This is a genomic window from Burkholderia sp. MSMB1588, assembly GCF_001546925.1.
GTDB lineage: Bacteria > Pseudomonadota > Gammaproteobacteria > Burkholderiales > Burkholderiaceae > Burkholderia > Burkholderia humptydooensis.
Map to the genome: position 1 here is coordinate 2,461,578 of NZ_CM003770.1, position 17,306 is coordinate 2,478,883.

Below are 17,306 nucleotides of genomic sequence, written 5' to 3' on the forward strand. Positions count from 1 at the left end.
CGAGCCGCTCGCGCATGTGACGCCCGGCACCGGCTTCTCGATCGCGATGTCCGGCTGGCCCGGCGCGCCAGGCGACACCGTCCGGCTCGGCCATCGGCCACGTCGAGCCGGCGCGCCCCGCTCGCCCAACCGGCCGCCGCACGCGTCTCCGACAGGCGAATGCGAGCGCCCGTATCGATCGCTCCGCGTCGCGTTCGCAAAAACAATTGAGCGCGCGCCGTCGATGTGATTCCATTCGAATGCGACCGCCGCAAGGCGCCCGCCCGACGCGCGTTCGACGCGCGTTCAACAATCACGACAACACTTCCCTTCCGAGGACACGACTGATGGAGACGATCACCGTCATCGGCAGCAACATGGTCGATCTCGTGACCTACGTCACGCGGATGCCCGCCGACGGAGAAACGCTCGAAGCGCCGAACTTCGAGCTCGGCTGCGGCGGCAAGGGTGCGAACCAGGCGGTGGCCGCGTCGAAGCTGGGCGCGCGCGTCGCAATGGTGTCGAAGGTCGGCGACGACCTGTTCGCCGAGGACACGCTGCGCAACTTCGAGCGCTTCGGCGTCGACATCGAGCACGTGCGCCGCGTGCCCGGCGTATCGAGCGGCGTCGCGCCGATCTTCGTGAGCCCCGATTCGCGCAACCGGATCCTGATCGTCAAGGGCGCGAACCGGCACCTGCAACCGGCCGACATCGACGCGGCCGCCGCGCAGATCGAGGCGAGCCGCCTCGTCGTGCTGCAACTCGAGATCGACATCGAGACGGTCTACTACGCAATCGATTTCGCCGCCGCGCGCGGCATCCCGGTGCTGCTGAATCCCGCGCCCGGCGTGCCGGATCTCGACTTCGCGCGGCTGGCGAAGCTCGAGTTCCTCGTGCCGAACGAGACTGAGCTCGCGCTCGTGTCGGGCATGCCGACCGATACGCCCGACGCGATCGAGCGCGCAGCGGGCTCGCTGGTCGAGCGCGGGGTGAAGCACGTGATCGTCACGCTCGGCGAAAAGGGTTCGCTCCTCGTGTCGCGCGCGGGCGTCGTGCGCGTGCCGCCCGTTGCCGTCGACGCGCGCGACACGACAGGCGCGGGCGACGCGTACATCGGCTGCTTCGCACGCCACTACGCGGCGGCGCTCGACGTGCCCGCCGCGATGCGGCTCGCGTCCGCGTATGCCGCGCATTCGGTGACGGGCTTCGGCACGCAGAAGTCGTACGCGGATGCGGCGACGTTCGAGCGCTTTCTGCAGGCGATCGGCTTCGGCACGTGACGGGCGGCGGATCGCGCGCCGCCCGTCAGCCGATTAGCGTCTTGCGGTAGAGCGCGAGCATCGCGTCCGCGTCGACGCCGATGCACACATCGCGCGACGGCCGTCCGTCCCAGTCCGGCGCGGGCACGGTCATCGTCGCCGGCTTCTGGATCGTCTCGCCGGCCGCGATGCCGCTCGTCAGCACGCGCACCGGGCCCGTGCGCGTCCTGTACAACTGAGGCGCGACCACGTATGCAACCGCCGACGAATCGTGCACATAGATCCCGGCGAGCCCCGCGCTCGCGCGATGGAACGCCTCGTAGTGGCGCGACACGTCCCACACGAAGCGGCCGGCGTCGCCCGCTTCGTCGCGCAGCGCGGCCAGATACTCGGTCGTCATGATCGTGGCCTGGGTGACGTCGAGCCCGACGATCGCGAGCGGCCACGACGCCGACATCACGATGTCCGCCGCGTCGGGGTCGCCCGCGATGTTCGCCTCGGCGGCGGGCGACACGTTGCCGAGCACGCCCGCCGTGCCGAACGCGCCGCCCATGATGACGACCTGCTTGACGAGCGTCGCGACTTCCGAATCCTCGGCGAGCACGTGCGCGAGGTTCGTGAGCGGCCCGACCGCGAGCAGCGTGACTTCGTGCGGATGCGCGCGCACCGTGTCGATGATGAAGCGATGCGCGGGCCGGGCGTCGAGGTTCGGCGCGCGCGCGGCGTCGACGGACAGGGCGAGGCCCGTGTTGCCCAGGCCGTCGTCGCCGTGGATGCCGCCGAGCGGCTCGGGCGCCGGCCGCCGCAGCGGCGCGGCCGCGCCGCGCGCGACAGGCACGCCGGGCGCGAAGCGGCCCGCGAGATAGAGCGCGTTGCGGGTCGTCGTGTCGATCGTTGCGTTGCCGAACACGCTCGTCACGCCGAGCAGCTCGATGTCCGGATGAAGCGCCTGGAACACGAGCGCCATCGAATCGTCGACGCCCGGGTCCGTGTCGTAGATGATCTTCTGCAGGCTCATGGGTATCTTGTAGTGAGCGCGGCATGCCGCCGCCGCGCGAGGGTGGGAAGCGTCGAATGATACCCGTGCCGCCGTTTCGCTGCGCGACGGTTTGCGCGCCGCGCGGCGAAACGGCGAAACGGCGAAACGGCGAAACGGCGCACGCGGAAACGGTCAATGAACAAAGGCCCGCCCGGGCGAGCCGAGCATCACGCGCGTTCGCGCGCCCCCGCGTTCACCGGCCGAGAAAGACCGAGATGGTCGCGCAGCGTCGCCCCTTCGTATTCGGCGCGAAAAAGCCCGCGCCGCCGCAGGATCGGCACGACGCCGTCGACGAAATCCTGCAGCCCGCCCGGCAGCACGTCGGGCATCAGGTTGAAGCCGTCGGCCGCGCCGGCGTCGAACCAGTGCGCGATGTCGTCGGCGATCTGCTCGGGCGTGCCGACGATCACCCGATGCCCGCCGCCGCCCGCCATCGCGCGGATCAGCTCGCGCACCGTGTAGCCGTGCCGCTGCGCACTCGCGAGCGTCGCATGAAAGAACGTGTGGTTGCCGTTGCCGCCGTCCGGCAGCACGAGATCGTCGGGCAGCGGCGCATCGGGCGCGAGCCGCTCGACCGGCACGCCGAGCGTGCCCGCGAGCCGGTTCAGGCCGTAGCGCAGCGGAATCAGATCGATGAGCTCGTCGCGGCGGCGCAGCGCATCGGCCTCGGTCGCGCCGACGATCGTCGTCAGGCCCGGCAGCACCTTGATGTCGTCGCGGCCGAACCCGGCCGCCGCCGCCTTCAGCTCGCGCGCGTAGCCGAGCGCCTCGTCGAGCGATTGCGATGCCGAGAACACCGCCTCCGCGTGCCGCGCCGCGAACGCGCGCCCGTCGGCCGAGCCGCCCGCCTGCACGAGCACCGGATGCCCCTGCGGCGGACGCGGCAGGTTCAGTGGCCCCTGCACGCGGAAATGCGCGCCGCGATGCGCGATCGGCCGCACCTTCGCCGTATCGACGAAGCGGCCGCTCGCCTTGTCGCCGACGAGCGCGTCGTCGTCCCAACTGTCCCACAGCGCCTTCACGACATCGACGAACTCGGCCGCGCGCGCATAGCGCGCCGCATGGTCGGGCACCGCGTCGAGGCCGAAATTGCGCGCGGAGCCGGCGTCGGCCGTCGTCACGACGTTCCAGCCGGCGCGTCCGGCGCTCGCATGATCGAGCGACGCGAAGCGGCGCGCGAGATTGAACGGCTCGTTGTAGCTCGTCGACGCGGTGCCGATGAGGCCGATGTGCGTTGTCGCCGCGGCGATCATCGCGAGCAGGATCGTCGGTTCGAGCGCGGTGATCGGGCGGAAGTCGATCTGATCGACGATCGATGCGTTGTCCGCGAGAAACACCGCGTCGAACTTCGCGGCCTCGGCGATCCGCGCAACGCGCACGTAATGCGAGACGTCGACGAACGCGCGCGGATCGGCTTCGTCGGTCCGCCACGCGGACGGCACGAAGCCCGAGTGCAGGATGTTGACGTTCAGATGCAGTTGACGGCGCGGCGGCCGCGTCAGGACGTATGTCATCGATGAAGGCGAGCAGCGGCGCCGGGACGACGGCGCCGTGGCGACACGCGGAGCCGGATGCCGCGACGCCGTCGGACCGCGGCGCGGCGGCGCCGTTCAGTGCAGCTTCGGAAAGCCGTGCCGTTCGGCGAGCAGTTCGAGAATGCGGCGCGAATCGGTGACGAAACGCTTGCCGCCGAGCGCGAGCGCGTCGTCGGGCGGCGGCGCGTCGTCGCCGAGGACGAGCACCGGCAGCCCCTGGTGATCGGCATCGAGCGCAGCGATCGCCGCTTCGCGCGGCCTCGCGAACGGCAGCCGGCGAATGTCGAGGCGTGCCTGCCTCGACGGATCGCTCGCAAGCAGGCCCTCGATCGGCACGCTGCCGGGACAGACGAAACGCTCGCCCGGGTGTTGGGGATCGGCGAATCCGGGTTCCAGCAGGAGCAGCAGATCTCGGCTCATCGGCGGTCGGCCTCGCACGCGAGGCAAGTCGTTGGGAATGCCGGCGATTCTCGGCCGATCGAATGCGCGTCGCCACGAATTTATCCGCAGATCGATATGCGCGGCGGCGCTAAGCGCGCGGCGGCGAGATCGCCTGCAACGGACGACGTGGCGCGACGCCGGGATTCGTCCGGCGCCTCGCGCGGATTCGCGAGGCGCGACGCGACGTCGTGCGCCGCACGCTGCGCTGCCGTGTTGCAACGCAATGCGATGGACCGCGCCTCGCTGCCTGGCGAATGCGGCAACGCACCATGCACCGGCCGCGCGCCGATACGCGCGAGCGTTCTATTTCGCGCCGGCCCACGAGTCGCCCCCGAGCCGGCCACCCGCCCGCCACCGACCGACAGCCTTGCTTCTTCGCCGCAAATAATTACATCGAACACTGATTCAGTTGACAGAGATCAAATCGCAGCGTAGCGTTCGTTGAATAACGATCGTTATTAAAAAGAGCCGCCACGATTCCGCGAACGGAACGTGGACGGCTCTACCGTCCGTGTCCGCCCGCGATGCGCCGCATCGATGCGGACGCGCCGTCGATTCGTATTGATATGGAGAGACCCGATGCCTGCCATTGTCCGTCGTGACGTTCGCTTCGCCCTTCCGCCCGATCGCATTGGCGATTGGCACGTGAACGGCGTGGCCAACACGCATTACTTCAACGCGTTGTCGCTGATGTTCCCCGCGGGCGAGCGCTTTTTCATCGACTCGGTCCGTCACTACCGCGACCGCATTCAGGACCCCGAACTGCTGAAGCAGGTTCAGGGCTTCATCGGGCAGGAAGCGATGCACAGTCGCGAGCACGTCGAGTTCAACGACGTCGCCGAAGCAGCCGGTTATCCCGCGCATCGGCTCGACCGCGGCTTCTGGAAATTCACGGGACTGATGCGCAAGCTCTTGCCGCCGCCGCTGCAGCTCGCACAGACGATCGCATTCGAGCACTACACGGCGATCATGACCGACATGCTGCTCAGCAACTTCGAGCATTTCCACGACTCGGCCGACGCATACGCGAACATGTGGCTGTGGCACTCGATGGAAGAGACCGAGCACAAGGCGGTCGCGTTCGACGTGTGGAACGCGGTGATGAAACCGGGACCGACGCGCTATCTGATGCGCGTCGGTTCGATGCTGCTCACGAGCGCCGTGTTCTGGGGCACGAACTTCTATTTCCACATGGCGTTCATGAACGCGCACCGGCGGATGCACGGCAAGGTCACGGGCAAGTGGGCGTTCGCGCGGTTCTTCGTGAAAGGCTTCATCCATCTGGTGCCGAGCACGCTCGCCTACTTCAAGCCCGGCTTCCATCCGTGGCAGCACGACAACCGCAGGCACTTCGCGCAGCTCGAACGGCTGCTCGCGAACATCGATGCCAGCAACGCGCGATATGCGGCGCAAGCGGCGCCGCGGCGCATCCCGCTGCATCCGATGACCATGCAGGCGAGCTGAACGCCGCGTCTTTCGCAGTCGCGAGCGCATCGGCCGCGCGCCGAAACGCTCGCGCCTCGAACGATCTCACCCAAACAGTGCATTTCACTTCGACTTCGTCTCAGGGGCGCGGCCGGCCGCAAGCCTCCCCTTGGCTATCGCTGATCACCCGCCTGCTCGGCGTCAGCTTCGTGCTGTTCTTCGGCACGGCGATCGTCACGATCCTGCTCGGCATCGACCATCGGATCGCGAGCGATCCCATCGGCCTGCTGGCGCTGCGCCTCGTGCGCTGGGGCGGCGCGCACGGCGGCGGCGAGCACTACGAACTGATGATCTCGGCCGTCTATGTCGCCTGGGGCGTCTTTCTGTGGGAAGCCGCCAGCGATCCGTTCGAGCACAAGCTGTTTCTCGACTTCACGGTCGTCGCGAACGCCGCCCACTTCGGGCTGATGTTCGTGCAGGGCCTGGTGATGCCGGGCGAGCGCATCCACCTGGTCGGCGACGTCGCGCTCGGCTGGTTCGCTCTCGCGCTCTTCGCCGCGACGTGGATTCCTGCGCGAAGCAAGGCGGCGAAGCGGCACGCGGCGAGTTTCGGCCGTTGATCGCTGCCGTGGGCGCGCAGTCGCGCACCTTGCGCGCGCGAGCGAAAGCGCGGCATGCCGCGCGCGCCCGTTCGCGCCGCATAAGCATCGCACGATTCGTTCGTTGTCCGGGCGGGCGCGCTCCGTTTAACGTGGTTGTTTTTCGCGCCCATCCCTGCCAGGACCTCCGATGGCCATTTCCAGCCCCGATTCCACGCTGCGGCGGACCACGACGCCCGCCGCCCCGTCGCACGCCGACGCGCACGACAGCAAGATCGCCGACGCCGCGCGCCTGTTCGACGACGATCCGCTGATCCGCCGCTTCGCCCCGATATTCGACCGGATCGCGCAAGACGCGGTCGCGCGCGACCAGCATCGCGAGCTGCCGTACGAACCTGTCGAGTGGCTGCGCGCGGCGGGCTTCACGAAGCTGCGCGTGCCGACGGCCGCGGGCGGCGACGGCATCGGCCTCGCGCCGTTCTTCGCGCTGCTCTCGCGGCTCGGCGAAGCCGATCCGAATCTGCCGCAGATCCTGCGCGTGCACGGCGGCTTCGTCGAGATGCTGCACGAGAGCGCCGACGACGCGCTGCGCGACCGCTGGTTCGCGCGCATCGCGCGCGGAACGATCGTCGGCGGCGCGACCGCGGAGCGGGCCGCCGTCACGAGCAACACCGTGCGGCTGTCGCGAGAGAACGGCAAGCTGTATCTCGACGGCGAGAAGTACTACACGACAGGCACGCTGTACGCGGACTGGATCGACGTGACCGCGAACGACGGCGATACGGACCTGCGCGTGCTCGTGCCGGCCGGCGCGCCGGGCGTCGAGCGCCTCGACGATTGGGACGGCTTCGGCCAGCGCCTGACGGGCAGCGGCACGACGCGCTTCACGCGCGCCGAGGTCGCGCCGGACGACATCTATCGGCGCTTCGATGCATCGCAGCCGCGCAGCAACAGCCTGCTGACCGCGTATTTCCAGACGCTGCATCTCGCGAATCTCGCGGGCATCACGCGCGCGGTGCTGCGCGACGCGGTCGCCTTCACGCGCGACCGCACGCGCACGTTCGGCGTGCCGGGCGCGTCGAGCCCGCGTCACGATCCGCTCGTGCAGCGCGTGATCGGGCGGCTCGCGAGCCTCGCGTATTCGACGCAGAGCCTCGTCGCGGCGATCGCACGCACGCTCGACGACCTGTCCGCCGCGCGAGCAGCGGGCAGCGCGACCGAAGATGCATACGTGCGCGTCGACATCCAGGCATTCCAGGCGCAGCAGATCGTGCTCGCGCAGACGCTCGAGGCCGCGACGCTGCTGTTCGAAGTGGGCGGCGCATCGGCGACGAGCGAGACGCGCCGCTTCGATCGCCACTGGCGCAACGCGCGCGTGCTCGCTTCGCACAATCCGGCGATCGTTCGCGAAGCGGCGATCGGCAACTACTATCTGAACGGCGTCGGGCACAACGAGCGCTTCGGGATCGCACGTGCGGACGCCGCGCGCTGACGCCGGCGACGCCGTGCGATCGCAGCCGGCGCGCTAATCGACCAGGAACCGCTCGCGGTCCTGCCCGGCGATCCAGGCGGGTGCGCGGCCGCGCCCTGTCCATGTCGCGCCCGTGTCCGGATCGCGATAGCGCGGCCTCGGCAGCGCGTCGACTTTCTTCGGCCGCCCGAGGCGAGGCGGGAACAGATCTTTTTGCGTGAGACCGTACGCGACGATCTTCTTGCGCAGTTCGACGAGCACGTCGGGCAACTCGACCGCGCGCGCGGTCTTCGCCTGCTGCTTCAAATCATCCAATTGGGCAAGCAATTCCTTGTATGTTGCCATTACCATTTCCCCGTATGATTCCACTGCCTCTTTTCGACCGACAATCGAAAACCATGTTGTTATGTTAAAGAGTGCCGAAGTCAGTTTTCGGCTATCATAGCGCAATTAGGCCAAGGTGGACTATTTCGATTCAGCAGGGAGCATTCGCCCATGCTCCCTTCCATTCATCACCCTCGTTATGTCGTGCTGCGCACGCATTTGCGCGCGCTGAGAAGAGCAGCCGGCCTCACGCAGACGCAATTGGCCGAGCGCCTGAGCATCGACCAATCCTATCTCTCCAAGATCGAACGCGGGGAACGCTATGTCGATATTCTCCTTTATCTCGATTGGTGCCGTCATTGCGGCATCGAGCCCAACCACGCCGTATCTGAATTAATCGACGCGGGCGTTTGAATGGCTCATGCGGCTGCATCTCGTCATTTGAAACGATTTGAATGCCGCGCGGCGTGCGCCGCTTCGTTTGACCGCGCGTTCGTTCGCCTGTGTTCATCGCGTCGCGCGTCGTGCAGCGTATCGGCCGTCCGTCGCGAGCGCAGTGGCGCGCCGGTCCGCCTGGCTCGCGTAGTAGTGCACGGTAGACGCGGCGCTCCACAGAGCGTCTCGCGAAGCGGCAACCGCGCGACACCGCGCGGTCGCGGATCGGATCGACGCTCGCGCGATCGGTCACGCACCGGAATCGAATCGCTTCATTCTTCCGTCGCATCGAAACGATGCGGCGAGGCACTTCGCTCCCGTATCGCCTCGCGACGCGTCGCCCGCTGCCGGGCCGTCCGTTCGCCGATCGCCGCGACGCGCACGCGTAGCGTCGACTGCTCACGAGCCCGAATGCGCACGCGACGGCAATGGCGGCGAACGGCGAATGCATGCGACGCCGCAGCGCGTGGCCGGCCCCGATCGGTCGACCGAAGTTCTACTCCATTCGCCGCATCGTCATCGCCGCACGCGCGCCGCCTCGCGCACGCCGGCCGCCCGGCTTACCGCCCGGCCTCGGCCGCCGGCCAGAACACGAGCGCCCGCACCTCGATGCTCCGGCGCGGCGCGGCCGTCTCGGGCGTCGTCGGATCGTCGAACGCGGTATGCGCGGTGAGACGCGCGCGGCCATCGTCGAGCGAATCGTAGATCTTCAGCAGCAGCACCTCGTCGCGGCGCAGCCGCGGAAAGTAGAACCAGCGGTGCGCGGGATTCGCGACGACCGAATAGGTCTCGCCGACCTTGTCGCGATAGACGAGATCGCTCGGCACCAGGTCGTCCGGCGCGATCGTGCGCGCATCGCACAGCGCGAGCGGCAGCCGTTCGACGACGTCGAGCGGACGCCAGACGTTGACGATCGCGAAGCGGTGCCGCAAGCGCGCGGCGGCCTCGTCGGCGCCCAGATGGTCGCGCACGCGGCGCGGCGCCGACACGAACGTCTGGTCGTTGTGCACGCGGCGCACCGGCTCGCGCAGCGTGGCCGTCGCGCGCGAGCCGTGCGCGCTGTCGCGCAGCGTGTGATCGAAGATGACGACCTTTTCCGCGCCCGTCGCCGCGCGCAGCAGCGCATCGACTTCCGCGTAGTAGGTCGAGCGGATCGCCGCGTCGTCGGCGAAATCCGCGAGCGCGGTGCGATGCGCAACGAGCTCGAAGCCGCTCGCATCGAGCCCGAGCGCGCCCGCCGCCGCAAGCGGCCGCGCGTCGCGGATCTTCACGCGGCGCGACGCGAGCTCGCCCGTCGCCCACGGCGTGCCGGGCGGCGGCTCGAACGTATACGACACCGGACGCGCGGCGCCCTTCGCCAGGTAATTGACCTCTGCTTCGATCTCGCCGCCTTCCTGCACCGGCGGCCATTCTTCGATGACCGTGCTCATTGCGACTGCTCCTCGTCAAAACGCTTCGTTGTACGGACGCAGATCGAGCTCCTGCGTCCACGCGCTGCGGTGCTGCACGTGCAACTGCCAGTAACTGTCGGCGATCGCGTCGGGCGACAGCAGCCCGTCGGCGCCCGCTTGCGCGGCGCGCTCGGGCGCCGCGCTGCGCAGCCGCTCGCCGTCGATGCCGCCGTCGATCACCGCGTGCGCGACGTGAACGCCGCGCGGGCCGAACTCGCGCGCGAGCGTCTGCGCGAGCGAGCGCAGCCCCGCCTTCGCCGACGCGAACGCGGCGAACGGCGGGCGGCCGCGCAGCGACGCGGTCGCGCCCGTGAACAGCAGGCTGCGGGGCGCGTCGTCGCCTGCGTCGAGCAGTTGCGCGAGCGCCGCCTTCGCGAACAGGAAGCCGCCGATCACGTTCGTGCGCCACGCGTTCTCGAATTGCGCGACGCTCAGTTCGAGCGTCGGCGCACGGAGCGCGTTGCCCGCGTTGAACACCGCGGCCCGCAGCGTGCCGAGCGTGCGCACCTCGATCGCGAGGCGCTCGACGTCGGCCTCGCTCGCGATGTCGCCGCTCGCGACGTGCGCGACGCCGCCCTGCGCGCGGATCTCGCCCGCGACCGCGGCGAGACGCTCGTGCGTGCGCCCGGTCAGCACGACGGCGTAGCCGCCGCGCGCGAAGCGCCGGCCGACGGCCGCGCCGAGCCCGGCGCTCGCGCCGACGCCCGCGATCCACGCGAGCGGAATGGAACTGGATGACACCGTATCGATCGTCATATCGGCGAACCCTATATCGTCTGTTGCGCGTGCGAAACGAAGAAAACGAGATATGTTTATCGGAACGACTGCGAACGCGCTCGTTGGTGGAGCGTTGAGCATAGTGCCTTTTTAAAACCCTGTCGGTCGCGCAGTTTTGTCGGTGTTTTGCCGGTTCTTGACGGGGGTCTGGCAGGTGAATGGCAACGCAAGCGGACGAGCGAGCGGCGGCCTTCGCCCACCGTCAGGCCGCCCGCCGCGGCCGCCGCCGAACGAACCCGCACATCGCGAGCGCGACGGCCGCGAGCGCCGCGCCGGTGAAGAACGTCGTCGGCGCGCCGTGGTGCTCCCACAGCCAGCCGGCGAGCGCGCTCGCCGCCAGCATCGCGATCCCGCCCGCGAGATTGAACACGCCGAACGCGGTGCCGCGCAGTTCCGCCGGCGCGGTTTCCGCGACGAGCGCGGCGAGCATCCCCTGCGTGAAGCCCATGTGCAGCCCCCAGACGGCGACGCCCGCGAACAGCGCCGTCGGCGACGCGCTCGCGCCCAGCAGCAGATCGGCCGCGATCAGCAGCAGCATGCCGGCCGCGAGCGGCGCGCGCGCGCCGAACGTGTCGGACACGATGCCGACCGGATACGCGGACGCCGCATACGCGACGCTCATCACGACCATCACGGCCGGAATCCACGCGATGTCGAGCCCCGCCTGCTGCGCGCGCAGCACGAGGAACGCCTCGCTGAAGCGCGCGAGCGTAAACGCGGTGCCGATCAGCACGACGAACCAGTAGCGTCCGGAAAACGCGCGCAGCGCGCGCCAGTGAAGCGGCGAGCGGAATGTGCGCGCGGCGGCGGGCGCGGCGGCGGGCTCGTCGACGCCGAACAGGATCAGCGCGATCGCGGCGAACGCCGGCACGACCGCGAACCACAGCACCGCGCGGATGTGATCGGCGAACGCGAGCATCAGCACGATCGCGAGCAGCGGCCCCGCGAACGCGCCGACGGTATCCATCGACTGGCGCAGCCCGAAGCACGCGCCGCGGATCTCGGGCGGCGCGACGTCGGCGACGAGCGCATCGCGCGGCGCGCCGCGGATGCCCTTGCCGACCCGGTCGAGCAGCCTCGCGGCGGCAACCGTCGCCGGCCCGGATGCGAGCGGAAAGAGCGGCTTCGTCAGCGCGGCGAGCCCGTAGCCGAGCAGCAGCAACGCCTTGCGCCGGCCGAGCCAGTCGCTCAGCGCGCCGGAGAAGATCTTGACGATCATCGCGGTCGCCTCGGCCGCGCCTTCGAGCACGCCGAGCGCCGCGACGCTCATGCCCATCGTCGTCACGAGATAGATCGGCAGTAGCGCATGGATCAGCTCGGACGACACGTCCATGCACAGGCTGACGAAGCCGAGCGCCCACACGGTGCGCGGAATCGGAGGACGGCGGGAAGGAACGGAATGCGCGGGCATTAGCAGGCTCTCGGGCAACGATCGGGACAAAACGGGAAAGAATGCGTGCGATACGTCGAAGCAATATATCGAAGTATCGAAGCAATGCGCCGAAGCGATGCATCAACGCAATGCGGCGCCGGAATCTCCGGGCAGGCGCGGCAGGATCGATCCGCCATGCCGCGCCGATCGACGCGCGGCTAGTCGGTCAGGCCGGCGCGCATCGGATAGCCGCCGCCGTCGGCGGGCTCGGCGGGCGGCGGCGCGACGTAGCGCGCGGCGTCGAAGTCCGCGGGCAGCGGCTCGACCGGATAGCCCTGCTTCTCCCACGCGTCGAGGCCGCCCTTCAGCGCGAGCGCGTGGCGGATGCGCTTGCGCTGGAGCTGGCTGACGATGCGCTTCGCGGTGGCTTCGTTCGGGCACACGCAGTACACGACGACCGGGCGCGTCATCAGATCGGGATGCAGCGACTCCGGCGAATCGAGATCGAGCGGATACGCGCCCGCGATCCGGTACGCCTCCTTCTCGCGCACCGCGCGCGGCCGCGCGTCGAACACGACGGGCGGCGCCGCCGACTTCAGCATCGCATCGAGCTGCTGCGGGCTGATGCGAATCTTCGCGAGCCAGCGGCGAAAGCGCATGCGCATCGCCCAGCGGTACAACAGGAACGTGACGAAGATCGCGGCGAACGCGTCGAACAGCGTGCCGCCGCTCGCGCTCACCCACTGCATCAGCCGCACGATCTCGTCGTGCAGCACCGCGCCGCCGAAGAGCCACACGCTCGCCCATAACGACGCGCCCGCGACGTCCCAGAACAGGAACACCCACACGGCGACGGCCGTCGTGCCGAGCAGCGGCGCCGACACGAGCCCCAGGCCCGGCAGGAACTTCGCGAGCACGAGAAGCGGCGCGCCGTGCTTTTCGAACACCTTGCGCGCGACGCGCAGCGTCGCGTCGAGCGACAGCGAGAAGCGCACGAGCGCGTTGAGGAGCCGCCGGCCGCGCGCGCGTCCGGCGAAGAACCACATTGAATCGGCGAGCACCGTCGCGGCGACGGCCGCGACGAGCATGCTCGCATAGGATGCCTGCCCCATCGCCGCCATCGTGCCGCCGACGATCAGCATCGGCACGGCCGGCACGGGCATGCCGAGCTGCGTGACGAGCACGCTGGCGAACACGGCCCACGGACCGAGCGACGCGGGAACAGCCTGCGGAAAATGCCACACGAAACGCACCTCGAACGCGACGAATGCCGAGCCGGGTGGCGTCGGCGCCCGCGGAGAACCGCGGCGCCCGCCGCGGCGCGTGCGCGGCGTGGATCGGCATCCCGCATTCTAAACGCGTTTCGTGACGGGCTCGCGCGAGGGCGCGAGCGCATGCCGCCCGGGCGCGCCTACCCGGGCACCCGGTGCACGCCTACTCGGACACTTCGACGATGACCTTCAGCGCGCGCGTGTTCGCCGCATGACCGAACGTCTCGTATGCCTGCTCGATGCCGGCGAGCGGAAAACGGTGCGTGATCAGCCGCTTCGGGTCGAGCCGCCCCGCGCCGACGGTCTTCAGCAGCATCGGCGTGCTCGACGTGTCGACGAGCCGGGTCGTGATCGTGATGTTGCGGTCCCACAGCGTCTCGAGATGCAGATCCGCCTTCACGCCGTGCACGCCGACGTTCGCGATCACGCCGCCCGGCGCGATGATCTGCTGGCACAGCTCGAACGACGCCGGAATGCCGACGGCTTCGATCGCGCAGTCCACGCCGTCGCCCGTCAGCGCCTTCACCTCGGCCACCGCGTCGACCTGGCCGTTGTCGATGCACGCGGTCGCGCCGAAGCGCTGCGCGACGGCGAGCCGGTTCGGGTCCGGATCGATCATCACGATCTGCGCGGGCGAATAGAACTGCGCGGTCAAGAGCGCCGCGAGCCCGATCGGCCCCGCACCGACGATCGCGACCGTGCCGCCCGGCTGCACGCGGCCGTTCAGCACGCCGCACTCGAAGCCCGTCGGCAGGATGTCGGACAGCATCACGAGCGCCTCCTCGTCGGCGCCGGGGGGAATCCGGTACAGGCTCGTCTGCGCGTGCGGGATCCGCACGTATTCGGCCTGCGTGCCGTCGATCCGGTTGCCGAGAATCCAGCCGCCCGTCGCGCAGTGCGAATACATCCCGCGCCGGCAGTATTCGCACTGCCCGCACGACGAGATGCACGAGATCAGCACGCGGTCGCCCTCCTTCAGCGTGCTCACCGCGGCGCCCGCGCGATGCACGACGCCGACGCCCTCGTGGCCGAGAATGCGCCCGGGCTCGCAGCTCGGCACGTCGCCTTTCAGGATATGCAGGTCGGTGCCGCAGATCGTCGTGCGCGTGACGCGCACGATGACGTCCGTCGGTGCGACCAGCTCGGGCATCGGGCGCTCGTCCAGCGACTTGCGGCCGGGCCCGTGATACACCAGCGCTTTCATGTCGTGTTCTCCGCTCGCGGGGCGTGGAATGCCCCTCGCGCCTCACTCTAGGCGCGCCGCGCGCACGCCGGTTGACGCGCATCAAGCGCCGCGGCCCACGCGGATGCGACGCACGCGCGCAGCACGCGGGCCCGGCCGGGCGGCCCGACGGGCTTTGATCTGAGTCAAGCGCGCCGCCCGCGCGCTTCATAGACTGGGGACATACGTCCAAAACGGCGCGCGACGCGCCGGAACCTAGGAGAACGAGCGATGAGCTACAAGAGCATCCTGGTCCACCTCGACACGAGCGATCGCGCGCGCACGCGGCTCGAAACGGCGCTGACGCTCGCGCGCCAGTTCGGCGCGTACCTGAGCGCGATCTTCTCGATCTACACGCCCGAGCCGACGTCGTTCTACGTGATGGCGGGCACCGCCGACTACTTCGCCGACCAGGAAAAGCGGCGCGGCGAGAAGCGCGCGGCGCTCGAGCGCCTGTTCCATGCGGAACTCAAGCGCGCGAACGTCGAGGGCCAGTGGATCGTCGCCGAAGCGCGCGCGAACGAAGCGGTGCCGCACTACGCGCGCTACGCGGACCTCGTGATCGCCGGCCAGGCCGATCCGGACGACCCGGAAACCTACGTCGACGACAGCTTCCCCGACACGCTCGTGCTGTCGGCGGGCCGCCCGGTGCTGCTGTTGCCTTACGCGGGCATGCCGTCCGCGATCGGCACCCGCGTGCTCGTCGCGTGGGACGGCAGCCGCGAGGCGACGCGCGCCGTCCACGACGCGGCGCCGTTCCTCGCGCTCGCGACGAAGACGACGATCGTCACCGTGAACGGCGCCGGGCAGGAGCCGCCCGGCGCGCGGATTCCGGGCGCCGACATCGCGCTCACGCTCGCGCGGCATCACGCGAACATCGACGTGCGCGACCTCGAACGCTCGCGCGACGCGTCGATCGGCGACTTGCTGCTGTCGCACGCGTACGAATCAGGCACCGACCTGCTCGTGATGGGCGCATACGGCCACGCGCGCTGGAAGGAGCTGATCCTCGGCGGCGTGACGCGCACGATCTTTGCGTCGATGACGGTGCCGGTCCTGATGTCGCACTGAGCGGCACGACAGCGCGCGCGTCCGATGCCGCCCGAAGAGGCGCGCGGGCGGCGAGCCGAGCCGAGCCGCGCGGTGCGCGGTGGGCGCGGGCCGAACGAAACGGGTGTTGGGAGACAGACATGTATTCGATCATTCTTGTCGCGCTCGACGGCAGCGAGACCGCGTCGCATGCGCTCGACTCGGCGCTGCAGCTCGCCGTCGACACGGGCGCGCGGCTCGTGCCCGTCTATGTCGTCGACATGCCGGTGTTCGCATTCGACACGCCGGGCTACGATCCGTCGATCCTCATCGATGCGTTTCGCGAGGAAGGCCGGCGCGTGCTCGACGACGCACAGGCCCGGATGACGCGGCGCGGCGTCGCCGGCGCGCCGCGGCTCGTCGAGGTCGAGCCGCCGGGCGAGGACGTCGCCGAACGCCTCGAGCGCGCGGCGCGCGAGATCGGCGCGAGCCTGATCGTGATGGGCACGCACGGCCGGCGCGGCGTTCGCCGGCTGATGCTCGGCAGCGTCGCCGAACGGCTGCTGCGGCACGCCCGCTGCCCGGTGCTGATGATTCCGGCCCGCGGCGCGCCGGCCGCCGACGCGAACGCCACTCATCCGACGGAGACTGCGTGATGAAATTCAAGACTTTGCTCGTTCATGTCGACGACAGCCGCCAGAGCGGCGCGCGCACCGAGTTCGCGCTCGACCTCGCGCGGCGCTGGGACGCACACGCGATCGGCCTGTACGCCGTATGCCAGGACCTGATGCGGCCGCTCTTTCGCCGCGACGAGAGCCTGCGCCTCGCGGCGAACGAGGCGCAGCACGCCGCGAGACGCGACGCCGCGCAGGCGCGCTTCACGGCCGCCGGCGAACGCGCGGGCGTCAACTTCGAATGGCGCGCGCCGGCCGGGCCGCCCACCGACGTCGCGACGCTGCACGCGCGCCATGCGGACCTCGTCGTGCTCGGCCAGCCCGATCCGGGCGACGACGCGGCGTTCATCGAGCAGCACTTCGTCGACGACGTCGTGATGAGCTGCGGCGTGCCGGCGATCGTGCTGCCGTTCACGGGCGCGATGCACACGTTCGGCGAGAACGTGCTGGTCGCGTGGAACGGCAGCCGCGAGGCGGCGCGCGCGGTCGCGGATGCGCTGCCGATCCTGAAGCGCGCGCGCTTCGTGACCGTCGAAAGCGTGATGTACCGCCGCAAGACGGGCGCCGATCTCGCGCCCGCGGGCATCGACGTCGCCGCGTATCTCGGCCGGCACGGCATCCAGGCATCGTTCTCGACGTCGGCGCACGTGCCGGGCGTCGAGACCGGCGCGGCGCTGTTGAACCGCGCGGCCGACCTGCACGCGGACCTGCTCGTGATGGGCGCTTACGGCCATACGCGCGCGCGCGAACGCGTGCTGGGTGGCGTGACCCGGACGATGTTCGAATCGATGACGGTGCCCGTGCTGCTGTCGCATTGAGCGACACTGCGGCGGCGGCGTCGGGCGGAACCGGTGCCGGCGCGGGCCGGCCGCGCCCGTCTCGGGCGCCTTCCCTTCATTGCTGCCGGGCGAACCCGCGCGTCGATCACGCGACGGTCGCCCCGCCCGAAGGCCGGCGGCGATCGCGACCGCCGCCTCGTGGCGTCAGGATATCGCCGCGTGGC

Annotated in this window: 17 protein-coding genes; 8 read left to right on the plus strand and 9 right to left on the minus strand. The window is 69.8% G+C overall.

Annotated elements, in window-relative coordinates; translation table 11 throughout:
• Nucleotides 1-326: 326 nt before the first annotated feature.
• Nucleotides 327-1,259 (plus strand): ribokinase, encoded by a 933-nt coding sequence (gene rbsK / locus WS92_RS10170; protein ID WP_059930089.1) that lies wholly within the window; start codon nt 327-329, stop codon nt 1,257-1,259.
• A gap of 25 nt (nt 1,260-1,284) precedes the next feature.
• On the opposite strand, the gene WS92_RS10175 is transcribed toward rbsK, so the two are convergent.
• The 3 genes from WS92_RS10175 to WS92_RS10185 form a co-directional block, all read right to left on the minus strand.
• Complete coding sequence (locus WS92_RS10175; RefSeq protein ID WP_059930091.1) at nt 1,285-2,256, minus strand: nucleoside hydrolase; 972 nt, start codon at nt 2,254-2,256, stop codon at nt 1,285-1,287.
• A 188-nt stretch (nt 2,257-2,444) separates the two neighbouring features.
• Complete coding sequence (locus tag WS92_RS10180; protein ID WP_059930094.1) at nt 2,445-3,791, minus strand: LLM class flavin-dependent oxidoreductase; 1,347 nt, start codon at nt 3,789-3,791, stop codon at nt 2,445-2,447.
• A 96-nt stretch (nt 3,792-3,887) separates the two neighbouring features.
• The gene (locus WS92_RS10185; RefSeq protein ID WP_006027474.1) at nt 3,888-4,232 is read right to left on the minus strand and encodes a DUF3088 domain-containing protein; all 345 of its coding nucleotides are present in this window, start codon (nt 4,230-4,232) and stop codon (nt 3,888-3,890) included.
• A gap of 600 nt (nt 4,233-4,832) precedes the next feature.
• Between WS92_RS10185 and WS92_RS10190 the strand changes: the two genes are divergently transcribed.
• The 3 genes from WS92_RS10190 (at nt 4,833) to WS92_RS10200 (ending at nt 7,769) form a co-directional block, all read left to right on the plus strand.
• Entirely contained in the window at nt 4,833-5,717 is an 885-nt protein-coding gene (locus WS92_RS10190; RefSeq protein WP_009914778.1) for a metal-dependent hydrolase, read from the plus strand.
• A gap of 77 nt (nt 5,718-5,794) precedes the next feature.
• Nucleotides 5,795-6,298, plus strand: coding sequence for a DUF6632 domain-containing protein (locus WS92_RS10195; RefSeq protein ID WP_059930095.1), 504 nt, complete (start codon nt 5,795-5,797; stop codon nt 6,296-6,298).
• A 169-nt stretch (nt 6,299-6,467) separates the two neighbouring features.
• Complete coding sequence (locus tag WS92_RS10200) at nt 6,468-7,769, plus strand: acyl-CoA dehydrogenase family protein (RefSeq protein ID WP_059930097.1); 1,302 nt, start codon at nt 6,468-6,470, stop codon at nt 7,767-7,769.
• A gap of 33 nt (nt 7,770-7,802) precedes the next feature.
• Here the strand turns inward: WS92_RS10200 and WS92_RS10205 are convergent, their stop codons facing one another.
• Nucleotides 7,803-8,093, minus strand: a complete 291-nt coding sequence (locus WS92_RS10205) for an H-NS histone family protein (protein WP_043282781.1) — start codon at nt 8,091-8,093, stop codon at nt 7,803-7,805.
• Nucleotides 8,094-8,243: 150 nt separating this feature from the next.
• Here WS92_RS10205 and WS92_RS10210 point away from each other — a divergent pair, with 150 nt between their 5' ends.
• A complete protein-coding gene (locus WS92_RS10210; protein WP_009914773.1) occupies nt 8,244-8,486 on the plus strand; it encodes a helix-turn-helix domain-containing protein in 243 nt (80 codons plus the stop codon).
• A gap of 581 nt (nt 8,487-9,067) precedes the next feature.
• Here WS92_RS10210 and WS92_RS10215 read toward each other — a convergent pair.
• The 5 genes from WS92_RS10215 to WS92_RS10235 all read right to left on the minus strand — a co-directional run bounded on the left by WS92_RS10215 (nt 9,068) and on the right by WS92_RS10235 (nt 14,582).
• Nucleotides 9,068-9,937: a CmcJ/NvfI family oxidoreductase gene (locus tag WS92_RS10215; RefSeq protein WP_059930099.1), complete on the minus strand. Its 870-nt coding sequence runs from the start codon at nt 9,935-9,937 to the stop codon at nt 9,068-9,070.
• 15 nt (nt 9,938-9,952) lie between these two features.
• Nucleotides 9,953-10,714 (minus strand): SDR family NAD(P)-dependent oxidoreductase, encoded by a 762-nt coding sequence (locus WS92_RS10220; RefSeq protein ID WP_059930101.1) that lies wholly within the window; start codon nt 10,712-10,714, stop codon nt 9,953-9,955.
• Between the two features lie 223 nt (nt 10,715-10,937).
• Entirely contained in the window at nt 10,938-12,146 is a 1,209-nt protein-coding gene (locus WS92_RS10225) for an MFS transporter (RefSeq protein WP_015603542.1), read from the minus strand.
• A gap of 179 nt (nt 12,147-12,325) precedes the next feature.
• Nucleotides 12,326-13,351, minus strand: coding sequence for a VTT domain-containing protein (locus tag WS92_RS10230; RefSeq protein WP_059930322.1), 1,026 nt, complete (start codon nt 13,349-13,351; stop codon nt 12,326-12,328).
• Nucleotides 13,352-13,541: 190 nt separating this feature from the next.
• A complete protein-coding gene (locus WS92_RS10235) occupies nt 13,542-14,582 on the minus strand; it encodes a zinc-dependent alcohol dehydrogenase family protein (protein ID WP_015603004.1) in 1,041 nt (346 codons plus the stop codon).
• A 249-nt stretch (nt 14,583-14,831) separates the two neighbouring features.
• Here WS92_RS10235 and WS92_RS10240 point away from each other — a divergent pair, with 249 nt between their 5' ends.
• The 3 genes from WS92_RS10240 (at nt 14,832) to WS92_RS10250 (ending at nt 17,121) form a co-directional block, all read left to right on the plus strand.
• Nucleotides 14,832-15,671, plus strand: coding sequence for a universal stress protein (locus tag WS92_RS10240; RefSeq protein ID WP_059930103.1), 840 nt, complete (start codon nt 14,832-14,834; stop codon nt 15,669-15,671).
• A gap of 119 nt (nt 15,672-15,790) precedes the next feature.
• A complete protein-coding gene (locus tag WS92_RS10245) occupies nt 15,791-16,285 on the plus strand; it encodes a universal stress protein (protein WP_006027487.1) in 495 nt (164 codons plus the stop codon).
• The gene (locus WS92_RS10250) at nt 16,285-17,121 is read left to right on the plus strand and encodes a universal stress protein (protein WP_006027488.1); all 837 of its coding nucleotides are present in this window, start codon (nt 16,285-16,287) and stop codon (nt 17,119-17,121) included. Before WS92_RS10245 ends, WS92_RS10250 begins: the two co-directional genes overlap by 1 nt.
• Nucleotides 17,122-17,306 lie beyond the last annotated feature (185 nt).